The organism is Selenomonas sp. FC4001 (genome assembly GCF_000701565.1).
Taxonomy (GTDB): Bacteria; Bacillota; Negativicutes; order Selenomonadales; family Selenomonadaceae; genus Selenomonas_A; species Selenomonas_A ruminantium_B.
In genome coordinates this window covers 104,762-124,990 of the sequence record NZ_JNJF01000006.1, presented here as the reverse complement: position 1 = coordinate 124,990, position 20,229 = coordinate 104,762, and the positions used below count along the sequence as shown (strand labels likewise).

Sequence of the window (20,229 nt, the reverse complement as noted above, 5' to 3'; positions counted from 1 at the left end):
TTCCACCTTATTCCACATTCTCACGTTTAGCCGTAATCACGATGGCACCATTTGTCTGCTGCACATCGCTGATTTGCATCCCCATAGGCAACCGCCCCGGCGGAGCCAGCTGAATATTGCCGAACATCTCGCCTAACTTGGCTGTGCCCAATCGGCTGTTCTTAAAGGCCAGATGCGTCATCTGAAAATAGAGCGAGCCGCTTTCTTCAATTACATTTCCCTCTAATTCAATATCCACGAGCCGCCCAAAGAGTTTGGTATTGGCTGTGGCCAGCACGCCTGTTGGCGAGATGCTGACCTGCACATTTTCCACCTTGTCCAGCTTGCGGGTCAGGACTTCCTCAAGGTTTTCCTCATCCACGACACCCTTTAATTCCAGTTTGTCTGCGGATTTCAAGGCTACTTTTCCCGCCTTGAGCAAATCCCCTATGTTCAGGCGCACGTTTTCCCCGGAAAGGCTGAGTTCCCGGAAGTAGACCTGCCCCACCTTGGCCTGATGAGCCACAGCATGAAGATGCTGAATCTCACCCAAGGCCAGCAAGATTCCCGGACGGCTGTCCACCGACACCTGGGCATCACTGGTTACCATCCGCTGATTCATGCGGGTCTGCAGGGTTTCCCGCGCCAGCCAGGGAAGCAATGTCTCACTAAACACGATTATTATTATGAATAAAGCACCTGCAATAGTCAAGCCCTTTCGCAAAATCAGTGCCCCCCTTGAATGATACAAGCCTTCCCCCACTGGGGAAGGCTCATTACTTAAATTTCATGATTGGCCTTGGCGGCGAGGAATGCCCGGATGAAGGGGTCGATATCCCCGTCCATAACCGCCTGCACATTGCCGGTTTCCTGGCTCGTACGGTGGTCTTTGACCATCGTATAGGGCTGGAACACATAGGAACGAATCTGACTGCCCCATTCGATGTTCTGCTGGTCGCCTTCGAGCTTAGCCAGCTCTGCTTCCTTCTTTTCCATTTCGAGTTCAAAGAGCTTGGCGCGGAGCATTTTGAGGCACTGCTCGCGGTTCTGCAGCTGAGAACGTTCGTTCTGGCACTGCACCACGATGCCCGTCGGCTCATGGGTCATACGCACAGCCGAAGACGTCTTGTTGATATGCTGACCGCCGGCACCGGATGCGCGGTAGGTATCCACGCGCACATCGGCCATGTTGATGTCCACTTCCACCGCATCGTCAATTTCCGGCATGATATCGCAGGCCGAGAATGAAGTGTGACGGCGGGCATTGGCATCAAACGGCGAAATACGCACGAGACGGTGTACACCCTTCTCCGATTTCAGGAAGCCATAGGCGTTATGGCCCTTGATAAAGAGCGTAGCGGATTTTACGCCCGCTTCATCACCGGGCAACAAATCAGCGGTTTCCACGGTGAAGCCGTGGCGTTCAGCCCAACGGCCGTACATACGCAGCAGCATCTGCGTCCAGTCCTGAGCTTCCGTTCCGCCCGCACCAGCATGCAGGGTCAGGATGGCATTGTTACCATCATAGGGGCCGGAGAGCAGCACTTCAAGCTGCAGGGCTTCAAGGCCTTCGGCCACTTCATCGAGTTCGGACTTGACATCATCTTCCATGCTGGGGTCATCTTCTTCGAGGCCCATTTCCAGCAGGGTTTCCGCATCTTCGTGCTTGGATACCAGGGACTTATACTTATCCACGCTGGATTTTAAGTCCGCCAGTTCCTGATTGATTTTCTGGGCAGCTTCCGCATCATCCCAAAACGTGGGTTCGCCCATCTTATATTCGAGCTCAGCGATTTTTTCTTCCTTACGGGGAATTTCCAAAGACTCGCCCATATGGTCAAGTTTTTCCTTGAGTTCGCCTAAGCGGGGTTTCAAATCTTCTAACATTTTTTCCTTTCACACCTCATTTGGCAGTCCAAGTAACGGCTTGTCCGGGGAGTCCACCGGACTCCCGCGGCTTTACCATTCCTTCATTATGAATACTTAAACCATCATACCAGACATCATATACAGACTGCTAATCAGCTCAACGCCGCCCACAGCAATTTTTATATTTCTTGCCGCTGCCGCAGGGACAGGGGTCATTGCGGCCGACTTTTTCTGCAGCCTGTGCCTTGTGTGCCGTTGCCGTGCTGACTTCATCACCGTGGCTAGCCTGAGCGCTGCTCAGGTGGTCAGACAGCTGGGAGCGCTGTGCCTTAATGGTTTCTTCCATCTTCTGCTTCTGGGTGACGCTGGCTTCGACCGGCTCACCTGCTGCTTCGGCTTCCTGCTGCTGCGGCGTTACAATGCTCACATGATACATCAGGGAAGCAATCTGGTCCATGATGGCCGATTCCATTTCCTCGAACATATCGAGCGCTTCAATCTTGTATTCCACGAGCGGATTACGCTGGCCATAAGCCCGCAGGTTGATGCCGTCACGCAGCATATCCATGTGGTCCAAGTGTTCCATCCACTTGCTGTCGACAACGCGGAGCATAACAACCTTTTCGAGCTCGCGCATATTTTCTTCACCGAACAAGAGTTCACGCTGATGATAGCCGTCAGCAGCCGTCTGTTCGAGTTTTTCCTTCAATTCATCGCGGGAAAGTTCAACCAGTTCTTCCTTCTTCAAGGCCCCTGCCGGCGCGTAAATCTTCTCGGCATCCTCAATCAGGCCGTCAAGCTGCCATTCTTCCGGATAGAGCTGTTCGTTGGCATACTGATTCATCTCATCTTTGATGATGTGGTTGACCATGCCCATGATGTTTTCACGCAGGTTTTCGCCAAGCAGAATCTTGCGACGCTCACCGTACATGACTTCACGCTGCTGATTCATGACATCATCGTATTCGAGCACGTGCTTACGAATATCGAAGTTGCGGGCTTCGACCTTCTTCTGTGCATGTTCGATGGAGTTGGTGATGAGCTTATGTTCAATCGGCTCATCTTCTTCCATGCCCAGCTTGTCCATCATGCCGGCAATTCTATCGGAGGCAAACAGACGCAGCAGGTCATCCTCCAGGGACAGGAAGAAACGGGAGGCACCCGGGTCGCCCTGACGACCGGAACGACCGCGCAGCTGATTGTCGATACGGCGGGATTCATGGCGCTCCGTACCTACGATGTACAGGCCACCGAGCTCCGGCACACCTTCGCCGAGTTTGATATCCGTACCACGGCCAGCCATGTTGGTGGCAATGGTAACCGCACCGCGCTGACCGGCATCGGCGATGATTTCGGCTTCCTTTTCATGGAACTTGGCGTTCAGCACACTATGCGGAATGCCGTTTTTCTTGAGCACATTGCTGAGTTCTTCCGACTGCGTGATGGAAGTCGTACCGATAAGCACCGGCTGTCCCTTTTCGTGCAGTTCCTTGACGAATTTGCCTACCGCGCGGTACTTGGCCGCCTTATTCTTGTAGATAACATCCGGATAGTCAATACGCTGCACCGGCTTGTTGGTGGGCACCACGATAACGGGCAGATTGTAAATCTTCAAGAACTCGTCTTCTTCCGTCTTAGCCGTACCGGTCATACCGGAGAGCTTGTTATACATACGGAAGTAGTTCTGGAAGGTAATCGTCGCGAGCGTCTGGGATTCGCGCTGAATCTTTACGCCCTCCTTGGCTTCGATAGCCTGATGCAGGCCATCGGAATAACGGCGGCCTTCCATGAGACGGCCCGTGAATTCATCGACAATGATGACTTCATCATTGCGCACCACATAATCGCGGTCACGCTTCATGAGCGCCTTGGCTCTGAGCGCTGCCGTAAAGCAGTGAGACTGTTCGATATTTTCCGGGGCATACAGATTCGTAATGCCCAGCATTTTTTCAATCTTGGGAATGGCATTATCGGCCGGCGCTACCGTCTTCTGCTTTTCATCAACGGTGTAGTCCTCGCCCTCTTTGAGGGTGGCTACTGCCCGGGCCATGGTGGCATACATATCCGTAGACTTGGCACCGGGACCGGAAATAATCAGCGGCGTACGCGCTTCATCGATGAGGATGGAGTCCACTTCATCGACGATGGCATAGTTGAGCTCACGCTGTACCATCTGGTCCTGATGGATAACCATGTTGTCGCGCAGATAGTCAAAACCGAATTCATTGTTGGTACCGAAGGTCACATCACAGCTATACGCATACTTGCGTTCCGGGAAGTCCATATCGTGCACCACGAGGCCAACAGTGAGGCCCAGGAAGCGGTAGAGCTTACCCATTTCCTCGCTGTCGCGGCGGGCCAGATAGTCATTTACCGTAATAACATGGACGCCCTTGCCCGTCAGAGCATTGAGGTATACCGGCAGCGTTGCTACCAGTGTCTTACCTTCACCAGTACGCATTTCTGCGATACGGCCTTCATGCAGGCACATGCCGCCAATCATCTGTACATCAAAGTGGCGCATACCCAGCGTACGGCGGGATGCTTCGCGGACTACCGCAAAAGCCTCCGGCAGCAAGTCATCCAAAGTCTCGCCATTTGCCAGACGCTCCTTGAATTTTCCTGTATAACCCGTCAGCTTGTCGTCCGTCAGATTTGCCATCTGTGGCTCCAGGGCATTGATTTTTTCGACAACCTCGCGATAACGGGCAATCTCTTTATCGTTATTGTCGCCTAAGAATCTTTTGAGAAATCCCAGCAAACAAAATCACTCCTAACATTAAAAATAAACCTACCTTACAATATTAACAAAGACAGGTACATAAGTCAATTAAGGCCAGCTTATAAACCATAAAAGAAAGGACAACAGCGCCCTTCACTATTGTCCTTTCTCTTCCTATTTATTATCTTTATGCGCCTTTTTCCATTCTTCGGCATATTTTTTCCGCGCTTCCGCCTTATCCTTCTGGCGCTTCTCGTATTCCTTCTGCGAAATGGCCTGCAGGTATTCGTCCGGAATACGGCTCACAGCCTTGGGCTGCAGACGGTAAAGCTCGGCAAAATCAGCCTTGGCCTGCTCCGTGTTGCCCTGTTCATCTTCAATGACCGCCGCCAAATAATAGGAAACTGCGTTCTTTTTGTCAATTTCCTTCGCTTGGGCGATATCTGCCAGCGCCTTGTCCAGCTCGCCCAGCATATGATAGATGTCGGCCCGGTTCAAATACGTGTAGATGTTCTTATTGTCCGCAGCTACCGCCTTATCCGCTTCGCTGAGCGCTCCGGCAAAGTCACCGCTTACCGCCTTGGCCCGGGCGTTGATGGCCTGACTTTCCGCCAGATTGTCCATATTGCGGCTGGCAAAGACCCGCTGCATCTGCGCCAGCGCCTTGTCGCCCTGACCGTAATCACTGTAGGCGTCCGCATTCTCCCGCAGCTTCTTGACCGCCTTGCCGTCAGCATTCAATACTTCTTCCCGCCGTTCGGCAAGCTTCTGGCTCCGCTTGCTTTCTTCTGCCAGCATCTTGTTGCGGGCGCCGCTGGCCGCTTCCCCGGCATAGGCTTTTTCCACCAGTGACTGGAGTTTTGCCCCGGCCTGCGCCTTTACTAGAAATTGCTGCAGCAGCGCATTCACCCTGTCACTCGAAAGGCAGGTCAGATTTCCCTGCCCATCCTGACGAAAATTCCAGCCCGTGATGCTGTCGTAATCATGGAAGGCCTTGGCCAGCGCACCGGCTATGAGATAAGCCGTTTCCGCTGTATTGTCGTAATTCTCGGAGGTGGACTCTGCTGAAAGCAGCTTTTCCCCATCCACATAGATATACTTCCTATCCTTTACCGTCACATGCGCGCAGCCATAATCGGACATCATCTGCGCCAGCTTGTCTTCCCGCAGTTTCGTCTCGGGATGGTCGCTGTAGCTTTCCCGCTCCTGCCGCTTGGTGTCCGGGTCCTGATATTCCAGGAAATTCTGCGTTTCATAGGTCAGGTAGTAGGCCATGCGGGCCATGGCCGCTGCCCCGCCGCCGGGATTGAAACCGGCACTGGCCATCAGGTAAAAGCCCCCCTCGTCGGCCTCGTACTCTGTGGGCAACGTGATATTCTTGGCAATGGAATAGTTCACCAAACCGTTGAGCTTGTTCCAGTCCATGGAGTTGGTATCCATATTAATCATGCTCATGCCCATGTACTGCGCCACCGCCTGGGCATAATTCTTGGCACTGTGCTGTTCGAGGCCATGCGTCATTTCATGGGCGAATACCGATGCCAGCTCATCCGGCTCCATATTAAGCCCCCGCACCAAGGCCCGGTTGATGCTGATGTAGTTGGTAGGATAGCAGGCGGCATTGAAATCCTTGCTGTCGTTCACGGCCCAGACAAAGGGCAGGGAATTGACCTTGAGCACATAGTTCCCATTCGCCAGCAGCTGTGCCATGACGGAATTCACCACCTGCACATCGTTGTCGTTGCCATCAAGGCCGTTCTTCTGCACATCCTGAATCCGGCTCTGCACCTGGGCATTGACATCATTGCCCAGCGCCAGAATGCCAGCCAGACTGGACTTATAGGCCGCATAAACGCCCAAGGCCTGCGCTGCTGCCCCCCAGGCATCCACCGCCTCCGCTTTGGGCAGCGGCGCCGCCACACTTATTCCCAAGGCCCCCATCACGATAAGAGCCGTCAATTTTTTATGCCATTTGCTATTCTTCCACAAAAAAATCACCTCATATCCATAAGCATTTGCTTTATTCTACCACAAATTGATTAGAAATAGCTGAAAACACTTCGGATATAAGGTGATTTTATTCAGAAAAGAATCGTCTTATTTCGTATGGTTAAAGGCTGCCTTGCCCGGATAAACGGCACTCTTGCCCAGTTCTTCCTCAATGCGCAGCAGCTGATTGTATTTCGCTACGCGCTCGGAACGAGAAGGAGCACCAGTCTTAATCTGACAGGTATTGAGGGCCACTGCCAAGTCGGCAATGGTGGTGTCCTCCGTCTCGCCGGAACGATGGGAAACCACAGCGGTGTAACCGGCCTTATGGGCCATCTTGATGGCTTCCAAGGTTTCCGACAACGTGCCAATCTGATTGAGCTTAATGAGAATGGAATTGCCGCAGCCCATGTCGATGCCTTTTTTCAGGCGCTTCGTATTGGTGACAAAGAGGTCATCACCGACCAGCTGAACCTTGTCCCCAAGCTCTTTGGTCATCTTCTGCCAGCCTTCCCAGTCTTCTTCATCCAGACCATCTTCAATGGAGTAGATGGGATATTTTTCAATCAAGGACTTCCAATGGGCAATCAGTTCATCAGAAGTATACTCCCGGCCGGACTTCGGCTGCTTGTAATGGCCCTTGCCCTTCTCACTCTTCCACTCGGAAGATGCCGCATCCATAGCCAGCACAAAATCCTTGCCCGGCTCATAACCGGCATCCCGAATGGCCTGCAGGATGTGTTCAATGGCATCTTCATCGGATTTCAAATCCGGTGCAAAGCCGCCTTCATCCCCAACAGACGTGGTATTGCCTTCCTTCTTCAAGAGTTTCTGCAGCGCATGGAATACCTCTGTGGACCAGCGCAGAGCTTCGCGGAAAGTGGGAGCGCCCGCCGGCATAATCATAAACTCCTGCGTGTCCACAGAATTGGTGGCATGTGCGCCGCCATTTAAGATGTTCATCATCGGCACCGGCAGCTGATTGCCATTCAGACCGCCAAAGTAGCGATAGAGGGAAATGTCCTGCGCCGCAGCTGCCGCTTTGGCGGCTGCCAGAGACACGGCCAGAATGGCATTGGCACCCAGATTGGATTTATCCTCTGTACCGTCCAGCTCCAGCATAATACCATCCACAGCATAGCCATCCGCTGCATCCACACCGCTAAGTGCAGGCGCAATCTTCTCGTTGATGTTGGTCACGGCCTTGGAAACGCCCTTGCCGCCAAATTTATCTTTATCGCCATCCCGCAGTTCCAAAGCCTCGAACTCGCCGGTGGATGCCCCGCTAGGAGCTGCCGCCCTTCCCCGGGAACCATCCGCCAGTACCACTTCAGCCTCCACCGTAGGATTGCCCCGGGAATCAATAATCTCCCGGCCAATAACCTGCATGATTTGCAAATAATCCTTCATGGATATCCTCCTTATCTTCAACAAATGAATCTTACAAATCCATTATAATATAATCGATAAAGATTTTCAATATCATAAATCTCGTAAAAAAAATACATTTTTTCTTTTTTTGTAACTCAAGTTACATATTCTTTTCATAAAACTTTGCTATTATAAGGATGTCGATAAGAACTGCTTGGTTAATCCCCCAGGCTGGTGTTCTTATTGATTCCCTAGACAAGAAGGAATATCCCACCCTTCTTGCTTCCCATTTCTCAAATTTTTTATCATCCCTTCCCTAGAGGGCCACGGAGTCAATCCCACTCCGTGGCCTTTTGTTATGTAATAATATGGAAAGGGGGGGAATCGCGAATACGACTCCCCCCTTCCATATTTAAGATATTCAGATTTTATCTACCATATCTACAGCTGTCCATATATCAGTCATTTCCCCTAAAAGTTCCATCCGTAACAATACATTGCTTTTTCTTTTATCAAACTTCTGCACTGAACCTTCCATCCCCATCAGCTCACCCGCGATAAACTTCACACGTCCGTCCTCTAGAATTCCTTGGCTGATTTCGCCTGTCAATTTGCTGATGATCTTTTTCTCTTCTTCGGTAACAGTCTTCCCCCCTTCCCCTCGCTTCTCCAGCAGAGTATAGAAATGTTCATTGGTAAAATGAATGAGTGCCTTATATAATTTGACAAAATCATCACCATCGGCCAGCACATATCCTGGAAAAAGTGTTTCATACCGTAACCAGACAACACCTTGTTTCCTTTTATGTATAGGGCGTTTAGGCACCCAAAAATGAAAAGTCTGGGTAGGTGGGAAAGATTCCAATGCAGCCTTCACTTCGTCTTCTTTCCCTGTCGCTACGTGCAGTACAAACGTAGGCACCATGTTCACTCCCTTCCCAAATAATGACTTGCACTATCTTTTAATCCGGCCTCACTGTATATATTCATTCTTGTCCTCAATCTAAAATTGCCTTAAAAGTTTTTAAAATTATCATAAAGTCCCCTACCAGAGAGCGGTTCTGCACATATTCCCGATAATATTTAATCTTTATAGGCAACACTTCATTAATATACGCCCATTCCGGATCTTGAGCCCTACCTAATATTTCATTTTCAGAACGAAATACGATAGATGCATTGTCCGTAATACCTGGCCGCACCGACAAGACTTCTTCTCGCTCTTCTACTGTATATTTAGCAATATAACATGGAACCTCCGGACGTGGGCCCACTAAACTCATATCCCCCAATATCACATTAAACAACTGCGGAAGCTCATCCAGCTTATACTTACGCAAGACCTCACCACAACGGGTAACCCGTTTATCAGCCCCTACTGTTATCTGCGTTCCTCTGCTTTCCGCATCGAACACCATGGTACGAAATTTAAATATACGAAAATTAATACCATTTCTGCCTACCCGCTCCTGTCTAAAAAAAACAGGCCCATCCGAGTCAAAATGAACCCACAAGGCCAGCACAATCAACATCGGCGATAGAATTATAACACCTGGTATGGTAAACAGCAAATCAAACAATCGCTTTGCCATAAAATATAAACCTCTTACTGTTCCAACTCTTTTAGTGTATGCAATAAGCACTCTATTACATAATCTACTTCCTCATTCGTAAGTCTTGTATGAAGCGGCAAAGAGACTTCGTTAGCAAACTGGGCATATGCATTAGGATAATTCTTTATATCAAAGCCCATATTTTTATACGCAGTATGCATAGGTAGTGGTTTATAGTGAACATTTGTCGCTACGCCCTTTTCTGCCATCTTCTCAATAAAGGCGTTGCGGTAGCCTTCATCCTGTCCGATCAATCTGATCAAATACAGATGCCCACTGCTCCTAAAGCCGTCTCCAAAATGGCGAAGGACTTCCACTCCAGCATCTTTAAACCCATCATTATAACGAGAAATAATCTCCTGCCGTCTTGCCAGCATGGAAGGATAACGCTTTAGTTGAATCAATCCCATAGCAGCCATGATATCCGTCATGTTGCACTTATAATAGCACCCCTTAATATCATATTCCCAGGCCCCCAGTTTGGTCTTGGCCAAAGCATCCTTATTTTGACCATGAAGCGACAGTAACTGATAAGTCTTATATATTTCCTCATCATGGATACCAGGAATACTTCTCCATGTAGCACAACCACCTTCTGCAGTGGTAAAATTCTTCACCGCATGAAAAGAGAATGAGCTAAAATCGGCAATATTACCTGCCAACTTCCCCTTCCTCTCCGCTCCCAAAGCATGAGCACAGTCAGCTACCACAGCCACTCGCCCAATAGCCTTTTGTATTTCATTGGCTGGTTTGAACAGTTTCTGCTTTGACTCAACGATGTCAAAAATTTTCTCGTAATCGCAAATAACACCACCGAGATCAACTGGCACAATAGCCTTAGTTTTTTCGGTGATTGCTGCAGCCAATTTGTCATAATCCATTTCATAGGAGCCTGGCGCAGTATCTACCAACACAACACTAGCTCCTACATGAACTGCCGCACTGGCACTGGCAGTATAAGTATAGGCCGAGGTAATAACCTCATCCCCGGCGCCAATCCCCAGCACATGCATGGTCATCTCAAGCGCCGCTGTAGCTGAATTTAAGCATACAGTCTTATTCGTTCCCATATATTCCGAAAGCTGCTTCTCCAGCTCTTTGGTCCGCGGCCCGGTAGTAATCCAACCACTGCGCATAGCCTCCGCAACTTCCTTAATTTCCTCTTCTGTTATATCTGGTGGTGAAAATGGTATTTTCATTTGCTATTCCTCACTTTCCTAATATTATACTAATTACTTTATCCCCTGCATGACCGTCGCCGTACAGATTCATGGAAAAATCGAGCTTTTTAGTGAGCAACTCTTTTTCTGCTGCCAAAATCTTTTCTTTTTCGGCGCCCACTAAGGTGTTGTAACCATTCCTTACAAGTTCCACCCATTCGGTTTCATCCCTAAGAGTGATACATGGCTTTTGAGCAAAGAAAGCTTCCTTCTGCACTCCTCCACTATCAGTAAACACAGCCAAACAATTTCCCTGCAGATGAAGCATATCAAAATAGCCCACTGGTTCAATGCAGGTAATATGCTGCAGATTCATCCCCAGCTTATCCAGTACCTTTCTAGTGCGAGGATGAAGTGGCAACACAACCTTCGTCTTCTGGGCAATGGTCTCCAAAGCCTCAAAAATTCCTTTTATTCTAACCGGGTCATCAGTATTCTCTGCCCGGTGAACAGTTGCTAAATAATAATCTTCCTTCGCCAACGCTTTTATCTCATCACAGGCCTTGCCCTGAGCACGATAAAACAGAGCCGCATCATACATTACATCGCCAATGCACAGCATATTGGCCCCTAATTTTTCATAACCTTCAGCACGAAGATTATCCATAGCCGTTTCAGTTGGACAAAAGAGCCACTTGGAAACCCTATCCGTCAGAGCCCGATTGATTTCCTCCGGCATATTCATGTTGAAAGAACGAAGTCCCGCCTCCACGTGAGCCACTGGAATATGCAGCTTGGCCGCCGCCACAGAACCCGCCAATGTGGAGTCCGTATCCCCATATACCAGCACCACATCCGGCTTTTCGGAAAGTATTACTTCCTCCAGCTTTTCCAGCATCCGTCCGGTCATGGCACCGTGGGTGCCTCCACCTAAATGAAGATTATACTTTGGCTGGGGAATGCTCATCTCCTCAAAGAACACCTCTGACATATTGGCATCATAATGCTGGCCAGTATGAACGATAACTTCCTCAATATCAGCCTTCCCAACAGACTCATTATGCTTTTCAATGGCCCTGGACACTACTGCAGCTTTAATAAACTGCGGCCGTGCTCCTATTACTGTGATTATTTTCATTAATATTTATCCTCCTAACGCACCACATCCAGAAACATTTTCGCCAATGCTTCGTAATTATATTTTTCTAATACCGCTTTTTTGCCATTATTACCCATTTCACGCAATTTTTCCGGTGTTGACTGCAATAATTCACTAATACCAGATACCAGCGCCTCCACATTCTCCGCTTCAACGCTGACGCCGCAATTATATTCTTTGGCAAAATTATTCGGAGCATTAACCGCGTACAACAATGGCTTTCCGCTCATCATTGAATCGAATAATTTATTCATCCCGATGCCAAACTTAAACATTTTATTGTTAATAGCCGCTACATAACAAGCATCCAACAAAGCGGTAAATGATGGGACAGCCTTCTTTGGCACAGCATCAAAAAAAGCAAAGCATTTTTTATCAAGATTTAATTGTTCTGCAAGTCTTATCAAATACTCCTTGTAATTTCCGTTACCCAAAAATGCTACAAACAACTTGTTTTGATCGCATTTCGATAGGGCTTGCAACAATATATCCAGGCTATAAGACTTGGTATGGCTTCCAAAAAAACCAATTACAAAGCGTCCCTCCTGCTTTGCATCCATTATGGTATTTTTATATTGTTCTGGAATATCATTCATCGATGACCAATCAGCCAAATTGATACCATTTGGCACATGCGCAAATTTATCTCCAGCCATTCCATGTTGTACTAGATACTCTTTGGCACATGGCAAAATTGAAACCACCTTGTCCGCGTTTCGACAAAAAAAGTTTTCACCCATTTGCATTATCATAACAAAGGGGTGCCACTTGGACATACCATAAAGTTCCATTGGCGTAATTGGCCACATATCATGAATTTCGTGCACATATTTCGCATGAACACTATCGGCTATTTTTTTTGCTGGAAATGCATCCAAAGGATATGTGGAAGAAGAAATAACTACATCTGGGTTAAAATCGTCTATCATTCGATTAACATTAAAATATAACTTTGAAATAAATCGAATCATTGAAAGCAGCCGCCCTACACCATTTCCTGTATATTGTCCAGACTTAATCCACTGATATTCGATTCCATCAACCATATCTATCTGAAAATCTTTTTCCACATCAGGATTTTCTGTCCGCAAATGGGAATACTCCCCGGCAACTATGCGAACCCGATGACCATTTTTCACCCATTCCCTTGCAAGATAATACGGACGAAATTCCATGCCGTATTTCAGCCCGCCAGCATAATGATTAATATAGAGTATATTCATAGCTATCCCCGATCATTCAACAATTGCCTTAAAGGTCTTCAAGATAATAATAAAATCACCCCACACAGAGTGATTCTGCACATACTCCCGATAATACTTAATCTTTATCGGTAAAACCTCGTGAATATAGGCATATTCAGGGTCATCTGCCTGCCCCAAAATTTCATTTTCCGAACGAAATTCTATGGATGCATTATCTGTAATTCCAGGACGCACAGAAAGAACCTCCTGCCTCTCTTCCTCGGTATATTCAGCAATATATCTAGGTACCTCCGGGCGGGGCCCAACCAAACTCATATCTCCAAGAATGACATTAAAGAGCTGTGGCAATTCATCTAGCTTATAATGACGCAGTACCTCGCCGCTTCGGGTTACTCGCTTATCGATTCCAACAGTAATCTGCTTGCCTTGTTTCTCCGCATCCACCACCATAGTACGAAACTTAAAAATACGGAAGGGAACGCCATAACGCCCCACCCGTTCCTGCCTAAAAAAATGGGGCCATTTGAATCAAAATGAACCCATATAGCCAGCACCAAAAGCACCGGGGATAAAACGATTATCCCCGGTATAGTAAACACCAAATCAAAAAGACGCTTCAACATACTCTTTTCCCTTTTCTTTCTTTTTACCTTCCCCTCTGGGGAAGCACCTAAAGGCACTCAGAGCAAAGCTCCGTCGGTGTCAGTAATGACAACAGAGGTTTTTCTATAGTTCTTTCTGTGTTTGCAAAAAGCACTCTATTACAAAATCCACATCCTCATCCGTGAGCCTTGTATGCAATGGCAAAGTAATCTCATTGGCAAACTGATTATAGGCATTTGGATAATCTTTAATATCAAAGCCCATGTTCTTGTATGCCGTATGCATAGGAAGTGGCTTGTAGTGAACATTTGTTGCCACACCCTTTTCTGCCATCTTCTCAATAAATGCATTGCGATATTCTGCATCATGCCCCAGAAGTCTCACCAGATAAAGGTGCCCGCTACTCTTAAAATTATCACCATAATGGCACAATACTTCCACCCCAGCATCTTTCAGCCCCTTATTGTACCTTTCGATAATCTCTTGACGTCGTTTCAGAAGCCCAGGATAACGCTTTAACTGCACCAGTCCCATGGCAGCCATAATATCCGTCATATTGCACTTGTAGTAGCAGCCCTTAATGTCATATTCCCAAGCCCCCAGCTTTGTCTTGGCTAGAGCATCTTTATTTTGCCCATGGAGAGACAACAGCTGATAAGTCTTATAAATTTCCTCATCGTCAATACCTTGAATTGGTCGCCAGGTAGCACAGCCCCCTTCAGCGGTAGTAAAGTTCTTTACTGCATGAAAAGAGAATGAACTAAAGTCTGTTATATTACCAGCCATTTTACCATGCCATTCAGCACCAAGGGCATGAGCACAGTCGGCCACCACAGCCACACGTCCTATAGCCTTTTGGATTTTATTTGCAGGCTTAAAGATAGCCTTCTTGGACTCCACAACCTCAAATATCTTATCATAATCACAGACAACGCCACCCAAATCAACAGGCACGATTGCCTTGGTCTTTTCGGTAATGGCAGCAGCCAGCTTGTCATAATCCATCTCATAGGAATCAGGTGCGGTATCAACCAGCACTACTTTCGCTCCAGTATGCACTGCTGCACTAGCACTGGCAGTATATGTATAGGCAGAGGTAATAACCTCATCTCCAGCCCCGATGCCCAACACATGCATGGTCATCTCAAGAGCCGCAGTGGCAGAATTCAGGCACACAGTTTTATTGGTGCCCATATATTCAGAAAGCTGCTTCTCCAGCTCTTTGGTACGAGGCCCAGTGGTAATCCAACCACTGCGCATAGCCTCCCCGACTTCTTTGATCTCATCTTCAGTTATATCTGGTGGTGAAAACGGTATTTTCATATTTTGTTCCTCACTTAAAATAATATTATTTCACATCATTTATAAAAAGTGTTCATCTTGCGCAGCTTTTCTAATAATATTCTCTATTTTGTTTGTCTTATCAACTATAGAAGCAATATATAAAACTGAGTAAAATATCCCCACCAATAATACCAGCACAATCATTACAGACAGGTTACCTGCGTACACATTCAGTGCTGGAACAAACGTAAAAAAGGCTAAAATATTCTCTATTAAATATCGTTGATTATTAGCTACCTTTTCAATGTTATACTCAATATTTGCTTGATTGATGTTGCTTGGGACATCAGATATATTAGAAATTTCATTTGCCTCTGTCCTGTATATCTCTTCAATTCTATTACGATGCTTTATTTTACTATATTCTTCATCGGCTTTAAACCCACACCATATCAGTACAATCAAAATAATTATTTCGACTAGTATAACCCCCCAAAAACATTCATCCATCGTAATTGCTTTATAATATACTTCGTAAATTGTATAGATAACATTGCATAACAGTACAGCAGTCGGTAATAACACCAAACCGAACAGACCACGCTTTATCTTTCGACCCGTATATGCCCCATCTTCTATCCTTTCTCGATAATCCATTATTTACCAAATCCCTCATACAACTCCAGCAACTTCTTCTCTTCATTCTTCCAGTTGTACTGCGCAATAACCGCCTTATGGCCTTGTCTGCCCATTTCCTGAGCAACCTCAGGATTATCAAGCAAATATTTGCACGCATCACGTACAGCTTCCGGATTTGTCGGGTCTACGCATATACCGCAATTATTCTTCTCAACAATGTTTTTCCAATGTGGGAAATCAGAAGCAACAAAAGGCAGCCCAGCAGCCATATATTCAAACATCTTTATGGGCTGAGATGCGTAATGATTTTCTGCGGGCTGATACAGCACTATTCCTGCCATGGCCTTACCATAAAGTTCATTGACTTCTTTTCTAGTTATTTTTCCAATGTATTTAACCATCTAATTGCCCCCGTTGTATAGATTCTTCATTTTCCTTTTGCTCACCATCATTATCATCAGGAAAACACCAAAGCATCAGCAACATAACAAACCCACCATGGCTTACCATTATTGTTGTCAACACAGAATTCATAATATAATTTGCAAACCACAGGGCCAATCCCATAAAAATAATAGCATTTTTACCTTTTAAAACATAATCAAAACAACATAAGATTATCCCCAGAACAACTGGATATACCAAAACTCCATATACTCCCATGTTAACGAAGCAATCCCCTAATAATCCTGTATTTGCATGACCTAAAGGAGAGTTGAAGTACACATCCGATATATAATTTTCCAAACCTGGGCCTATACTATATTCTGGATTTATCCCCCAATAATTTGGGGTACGGTCAGCAAAATAACCAACATAAATATTTTGTAAGTACACAGGAAGAAAAACTAATCTTCTGAATATATCAGCTGGTATGGGGCTTCCCAAACTGGATAACATATCCAAAAAATCAGATTGATCACAAGCAATCACATGATAAATGTATTTAAAGCAAGCCAAAAACATACATATTAATGCCGTAGCTATATGAAAAACAATTACCCTTCCCATAGTTATCTTCATGGCTACCAAATAGATGACAACAGCCATAATAACACTTAAGAAAACACTTTTTTCTGCAGCAAGTGAAAAATGCATATACCATATAATAATCAAAAAAACTGCATATAAATATTTTTTTATATGCAAACAATATATCATCATTATGATTTCTATAGCATTAGCGAACCCCAAAACATAAACCAAAACACGTGGCATATTGCTCTGTATTGTTGAAAAAAATGCTCTTTGCTCATATACATTAATTCCATCCAAATATAACCTTCCACCAACAAAATAAAAAAATGTTACCAATATAGAGAATATTGTTATACTGCACATAATCGCAAAAAAAATTTTCTTTATTCTGCATATTTTATGGTAATTGTTATTTTTTATTTCAGATAATGTAGTGTTGGTGTAAAAAAAATAATTGATGCCAACCTGAACAAGCAATAAAACATAGAACAATATATTGTAATAATAACAACATTCATCAGAAATTACACCTGCACCATACATACTGAAAAATGGTATAACAGATAATAAAATCAATAACAAAATCACCTGCTGTGAAAAACTCGTTTTCAACTTATCCCTGTTAAAAATAAAGCAAGTATAAAAAACTATTAATAGCAAAAACAATATCCATGATAATGCATATTTATCAAGTGACTCATCCAATCCCAGCCGTTCCAGACCAGGAAAAATCCCCTGACAAAAAATATAAATAAAATCTATAAGTAGCCTATATATACAAAATAATGCCAACAATTTCGCATTATGTCCGTTTGGCAATTCTTCTACCATATATAACACCTGCAATCTGCACTACAGAAATAGCCAATGAGTATAACAATAAAGTATACTCCACAGATAAGAATCTTCCCGATAAAACAAACACGGTTACGATAAGGCTCAATGATATAATTTGTAATATCATATACTCACGCACCTTAACCGTTAATACATAAATACTACTAAGAGGCGAATACACCCAGCCTGTTGCCCCAGCCAATACCAGTAACTGTGCATACTTACCAGCCTCCTGCCACTGTGATCCCAAAACAACAGAAAAAACAACAGGAGCTAATGCTAAAACCAACACTGCATACACAATGCTTCCCTTGACTAACAAGGATGACACCTTTGAATATATTGAAAGGCAGTCACCTGTCTGCTGATAATTATAGCTGGCTTCCTGTTTAAAAACATCTCCCACTGATTTAGCTGCCAATGCTGTTGGCAAACTAATACAGCGATTAGCCATACTATAGTACCCTGTCACTGTTACACCATAAAAATAATTAAGCAAAAACGAAGGCACTTGAGCTGCAATATTATTAAAAACGTTACCTGGCAAAGCATATTTGACAAAAGCATTATAACGACGTAACACTCTGAAAATACATCTCATGTTTATAATTTTATAGTATTTAATAATAACGCCTTTGGCATTATAGCACAAATACCCTATAGCCAATATCTTTGCAATTACCATGCCTTTAATTAGCCCATAATCCACACCAATATAAAAAATAAATAAAGGTAATCCAACACATCCTATGGCGTTAATAACATTTGCAGTAACTGTCCTTTTGTATTGCGCCTGTCTTACAAACCACATATAACACACCTGATATGAACAGATAGCCAAAGTGTAAAGTCCCAACCATAGAGATATTCCATTAAAATACATGGACTGAAAGAACCCCCGCTGTCCATCCACTATATATATATATACAGTAAACACAGACATCATCACAATAGATATTGCTGTACTGATAAACACCGTCGCAGTTGCTAATGTAAATGCCACATAATTATATTTGGGAGCAATAATACTCAACTCATATTGGCCAGTCACCATAATAGCAACAACACTGCAAAATGACATGAATAGCTGATAAACACCAAAATCATCTGGTGTAAAAATTCGTGTCAGTACTGGTAATAATAGAATTGCTATTAGGTGTGAAGCAATATTCCCTGAAAATATTAATGCAACATTTTTATAGAATTTCCCAATTTGCATATATAAATATGCTCCTTTATATTACTTAAAATTAATTTTTACCGTTAACATTCCATACACCAAACAAATAATAAGGCCTGCTAGAAATCCAATTCCCACGATGAAGCCAGTTCTGGAGGGGATTGGACTAGTAGGCAAGGTTGCTTCACTGATCAAATTGAGCTGATAACCTTTTTTATTTTTTTGTCTAAGATTATCCCTAAGAAAATCCTGATAGGTTGTTTCCCATTTTATTACGTTGTTATATAAATCAATTTTCTTTTGGTAATACTCATTATTATCGTCTGGAACAATCTTATCAGCATTCAACTTACAGTAATTATCATATGCCTGCTTGGCAGAATTATATTTTTTTTCCAATTCCTTCATTACGTATTTCGTTTCCCAGTCATCGTGCTTTAGTCTTAAAGAATATGCCTTAAAATGCTCATAGGCTCCATTACATATATTTTGCGCTTCTTCCGGGGTCTGCCCATGAGCATATATTTTAATCATGCCATCAGTCATCTGGTTCTGTGCTCTTATAACCTTGCCACGATAATCAGTCGACAATAGTTCCTTGTTAAGTGACTGTTCGGCGTCTTCTGGTGATCCATCCGTTACAGCTTGCAAAACTCCATCTGTAGTTATTATTCTTGATAACGCTGTTACACGCTTATTATCATTGAACTCATTATACGCAGCATTGAAACCCACTGAAAAAATAAGCTCACTCTGATAAACCACAGGCCTTGATACGGCAAATAGCGAAGCCCCCAAAACACATAGCACCATTACAGTTGCTGGAAATTTATAGTGTTCTGTCAAATAACTTAATACTGTTTGGCCAAAATTTTTATTGTCCACAACACACATAATTTTTATACCACCTATGTCTTACATATCTGCCTTATCCCCACCAGATGTCAAAACATCATGAGGACCAGCCAAAATCAATGTCCCATCAACATCATTCATGGCCTCAACCATTACCATTTCTCCACGAATTTCACTTATGCCACCCGCATAGCAAACGATTGGCTCACGTTTATCAAACGGAGTACCATGGAATTCAATATCATCCAATTTAGGATAATTATTAATCACAACGACTTTACTACAACGCCCATTAAACTTTTCTGCGATATGCGGAGTAGCTGTCACCACTGCGTCAAACTGCTTCACACAATTAGTTTCATATAACTTGTACACCACAGATACCAGTTTTCTAACTGGAAATGGCAACCATTCTTTATCAAGAATTTGTCCTGGAACATCTTCATGGCTATCAAAAATAACCTTTTTCCCCAATTTCTTCAGCTTGACACCATAGGGTAATAATTCAGGATCATGAAAATGATATACATCACAATTCAATGCCATAGCCCGTTCATATACTTTTTTAGCAAATCCCCGCATACGCACTCTTCTGCTTTCAGGCTTTTCCCCGCAACCAACTATGTGTACACCATTTTCTTCGTGGTCAACCCCCTCAGCTACGAGATAAACATCATAACCAGCTGCTGCCAAGGACTGACACTCTTTTAAGAAAATTCTATCGTCATTCCAATCATGTGCTGATGTCATGTGACAAACTTTTTTTACCATAGCTCATTCTCCACA

17 protein-coding genes and 1 pseudogene are annotated in these 20,229 nt (G+C 44.7%); all 18 read right to left on the bottom strand.

Translation table 11 applies throughout. The features are described 5' to 3' along the window. Positions 1–7 precede the first annotated feature (7 nt). The 18 genes and pseudogenes from T320_RS03375 to T320_RS03290 all read right to left on the bottom strand — a co-directional run bounded on the left by T320_RS03375 (position 8) and on the right by T320_RS03290 (position 20,214). Positions 8–655 carry an LmeA family phospholipid-binding protein gene (locus tag T320_RS03375; RefSeq protein ID WP_143142254.1) on the bottom strand — a complete coding sequence of 216 codons (648 nt, stop codon included), beginning with the start codon at positions 653–655 and terminating at the stop codon, positions 8–10. A gap of 104 nt (positions 656–759) precedes the next feature. After that, complete coding sequence (prfB, locus tag T320_RS03370; protein ID WP_026766192.1) at positions 760–1,866, bottom strand: peptide chain release factor 2; 1,107 nt, start codon at positions 1,864–1,866, stop codon at positions 760–762. Positions 1,867–2,005: 139 nt separating this feature from the next. Continuing rightward, positions 2,006–4,609: a preprotein translocase subunit SecA gene (secA, locus tag T320_RS03365; RefSeq protein ID WP_037353062.1), complete on the bottom strand. Its 2,604-nt coding sequence runs from the start codon at positions 4,607–4,609 to the stop codon at positions 2,006–2,008. A gap of 135 nt (positions 4,610–4,744) precedes the next feature. Continuing rightward, positions 4,745–6,568, bottom strand: coding sequence for a M48 family metalloprotease (locus T320_RS03360; protein WP_369793427.1), 1,824 nt, complete (start codon positions 6,566–6,568; stop codon positions 4,745–4,747). A gap of 99 nt (positions 6,569–6,667) precedes the next feature. After that, complete coding sequence (gene eno / locus T320_RS03355; protein ID WP_037353061.1) at positions 6,668–7,969, bottom strand: phosphopyruvate hydratase; 1,302 nt, start codon at positions 7,967–7,969, stop codon at positions 6,668–6,670. Positions 7,970–8,351: 382 nt separating this feature from the next. After that, the gene (locus T320_RS03350) at positions 8,352–8,855 is read right to left on the bottom strand and encodes a transcription termination/antitermination NusG family protein (protein WP_037353060.1); all 504 of its coding nucleotides are present in this window, start codon (positions 8,853–8,855) and stop codon (positions 8,352–8,354) included. 73 nt (positions 8,856–8,928) lie between these two features. Further along, the gene (locus tag T320_RS03345; protein WP_037353059.1) at positions 8,929–9,522 is read right to left on the bottom strand and encodes a sugar transferase; all 594 of its coding nucleotides are present in this window, start codon (positions 9,520–9,522) and stop codon (positions 8,929–8,931) included. Positions 9,523–9,536: 14 nt separating this feature from the next. Next, the gene (locus T320_RS03340; RefSeq protein WP_037353058.1) at positions 9,537–10,742 is read right to left on the bottom strand and encodes a DegT/DnrJ/EryC1/StrS family aminotransferase; all 1,206 of its coding nucleotides are present in this window, start codon (positions 10,740–10,742) and stop codon (positions 9,537–9,539) included. A gap of 10 nt (positions 10,743–10,752) precedes the next feature. Further along, positions 10,753–11,841, bottom strand: coding sequence for a non-hydrolyzing UDP-N-acetylglucosamine 2-epimerase (wecB, locus tag T320_RS03335; RefSeq protein WP_037353057.1), 1,089 nt, complete (start codon positions 11,839–11,841; stop codon positions 10,753–10,755). Between the two features lie 14 nt (positions 11,842–11,855). Then, entirely contained in the window at positions 11,856–13,085 is a 1,230-nt protein-coding gene (locus T320_RS03330; RefSeq protein WP_037353056.1) for a glycosyltransferase family 4 protein, read from the bottom strand. A 12-nt stretch (positions 13,086–13,097) separates the two neighbouring features. Next, positions 13,098–13,574 (bottom strand): annotated as a pseudogene (locus tag T320_RS03325) (sugar transferase); the annotation flags it as partial. A gap of 219 nt (positions 13,575–13,793) precedes the next feature. After that, positions 13,794–14,993: a DegT/DnrJ/EryC1/StrS family aminotransferase gene (locus tag T320_RS03320; RefSeq protein WP_037353055.1), complete on the bottom strand. Its 1,200-nt coding sequence runs from the start codon at positions 14,991–14,993 to the stop codon at positions 13,794–13,796. 39 nt (positions 14,994–15,032) lie between these two features. After that, entirely contained in the window at positions 15,033–15,611 is a 579-nt protein-coding gene (locus T320_RS03315) for a hypothetical protein (protein ID WP_037353054.1), read from the bottom strand. Continuing rightward, entirely contained in the window at positions 15,611–15,994 is a 384-nt protein-coding gene (locus tag T320_RS03310; RefSeq protein WP_051608574.1) for a glycosyltransferase, read from the bottom strand. Before T320_RS03310 ends, T320_RS03315 begins: the two co-directional genes overlap by 1 nt. Next, entirely contained in the window at positions 15,987–17,402 is a 1,416-nt protein-coding gene (locus T320_RS03305) for a hypothetical protein (RefSeq protein WP_037353053.1), read from the bottom strand. The genes T320_RS03310 and T320_RS03305 overlap by 8 nt, the downstream gene beginning before the upstream one ends. Further along, on the bottom strand, positions 17,374–18,627 hold the full coding sequence (locus T320_RS03300; protein WP_037353052.1) for a lipopolysaccharide biosynthesis protein: 1,254 nt from the start codon (positions 18,625–18,627) through the stop codon (positions 17,374–17,376). Before T320_RS03300 ends, T320_RS03305 begins: the two co-directional genes overlap by 29 nt. Positions 18,628–18,648: 21 nt before the next feature. Then, positions 18,649–19,482, bottom strand: coding sequence for a YveK family protein (locus T320_RS03295; protein WP_037353051.1), 834 nt, complete (start codon positions 19,480–19,482; stop codon positions 18,649–18,651). Positions 19,483–19,503: 21 nt separating this feature from the next. Beyond that, on the bottom strand, positions 19,504–20,214 hold the full coding sequence (locus T320_RS03290; RefSeq protein ID WP_051608573.1) for a glycosyltransferase: 711 nt from the start codon (positions 20,212–20,214) through the stop codon (positions 19,504–19,506). Between the last annotated feature and the right edge of the window lie 15 nt (positions 20,215–20,229).

Excerpts from the sequence above, each read along its gene's own strand:
- eno (WP_037353061.1), bottom strand. The coding sequence starts at position 7,969 with ATGAAGGATTATTTGCAAATCATGCAGGTTATTGGCCGGGAGATTATT.
- T320_RS03300 (WP_037353052.1), bottom strand. The coding sequence starts at position 18,627 with ATGCAAATTGGGAAATTCTATAAAAATGTTGCATTAATATTTTCAGGG.
- T320_RS03290 (WP_051608573.1), bottom strand. The coding sequence starts at position 20,214 with ATGGTAAAAAAAGTTTGTCACATGACATCAGCACATGATTGGAATGAC.
- T320_RS03350 (WP_037353060.1), bottom strand. The coding sequence starts at position 8,855 with ATGGTGCCTACGTTTGTACTGCACGTAGCGACAGGGAAAGAAGACGAA.
- T320_RS03320 (WP_037353055.1), bottom strand. The coding sequence starts at position 14,993 with ATGAAAATACCGTTTTCACCACCAGATATAACTGAAGATGAGATCAAA.
- prfB (WP_026766192.1), bottom strand. The coding sequence starts at position 1,866 with ATGTTAGAAGATTTGAAACCCCGCTTAGGCGAACTCAAGGAAAAACTT.
- T320_RS03330 (WP_037353056.1), bottom strand. The coding sequence starts at position 13,085 with ATGAATATACTCTATATTAATCATTATGCTGGCGGGCTGAAATACGGC.
- T320_RS03315 (WP_037353054.1), bottom strand. The coding sequence starts at position 15,611 with ATGGATTATCGAGAAAGGATAGAAGATGGGGCATATACGGGTCGAAAG.
- T320_RS03310 (WP_051608574.1), bottom strand. The coding sequence starts at position 15,994 with ATGGTTAAATACATTGGAAAAATAACTAGAAAAGAAGTCAATGAACTT.
- T320_RS03345 (WP_037353059.1), bottom strand. The coding sequence starts at position 9,522 with ATGGCAAAGCGATTGTTTGATTTGCTGTTTACCATACCAGGTGTTATA.
- T320_RS03340 (WP_037353058.1), bottom strand. The coding sequence starts at position 10,742 with ATGAAAATACCATTTTCACCACCAGATATAACAGAAGAGGAAATTAAG.
- T320_RS03305 (WP_037353053.1), bottom strand. The coding sequence starts at position 17,402 with ATGGTAGAAGAATTGCCAAACGGACATAATGCGAAATTGTTGGCATTA.
- T320_RS03295 (WP_037353051.1), bottom strand. The coding sequence starts at position 19,482 with ATGTGTGTTGTGGACAATAAAAATTTTGGCCAAACAGTATTAAGTTAT.
- wecB (WP_037353057.1), bottom strand. The coding sequence starts at position 11,841 with ATGAAAATAATCACAGTAATAGGAGCACGGCCGCAGTTTATTAAAGCT.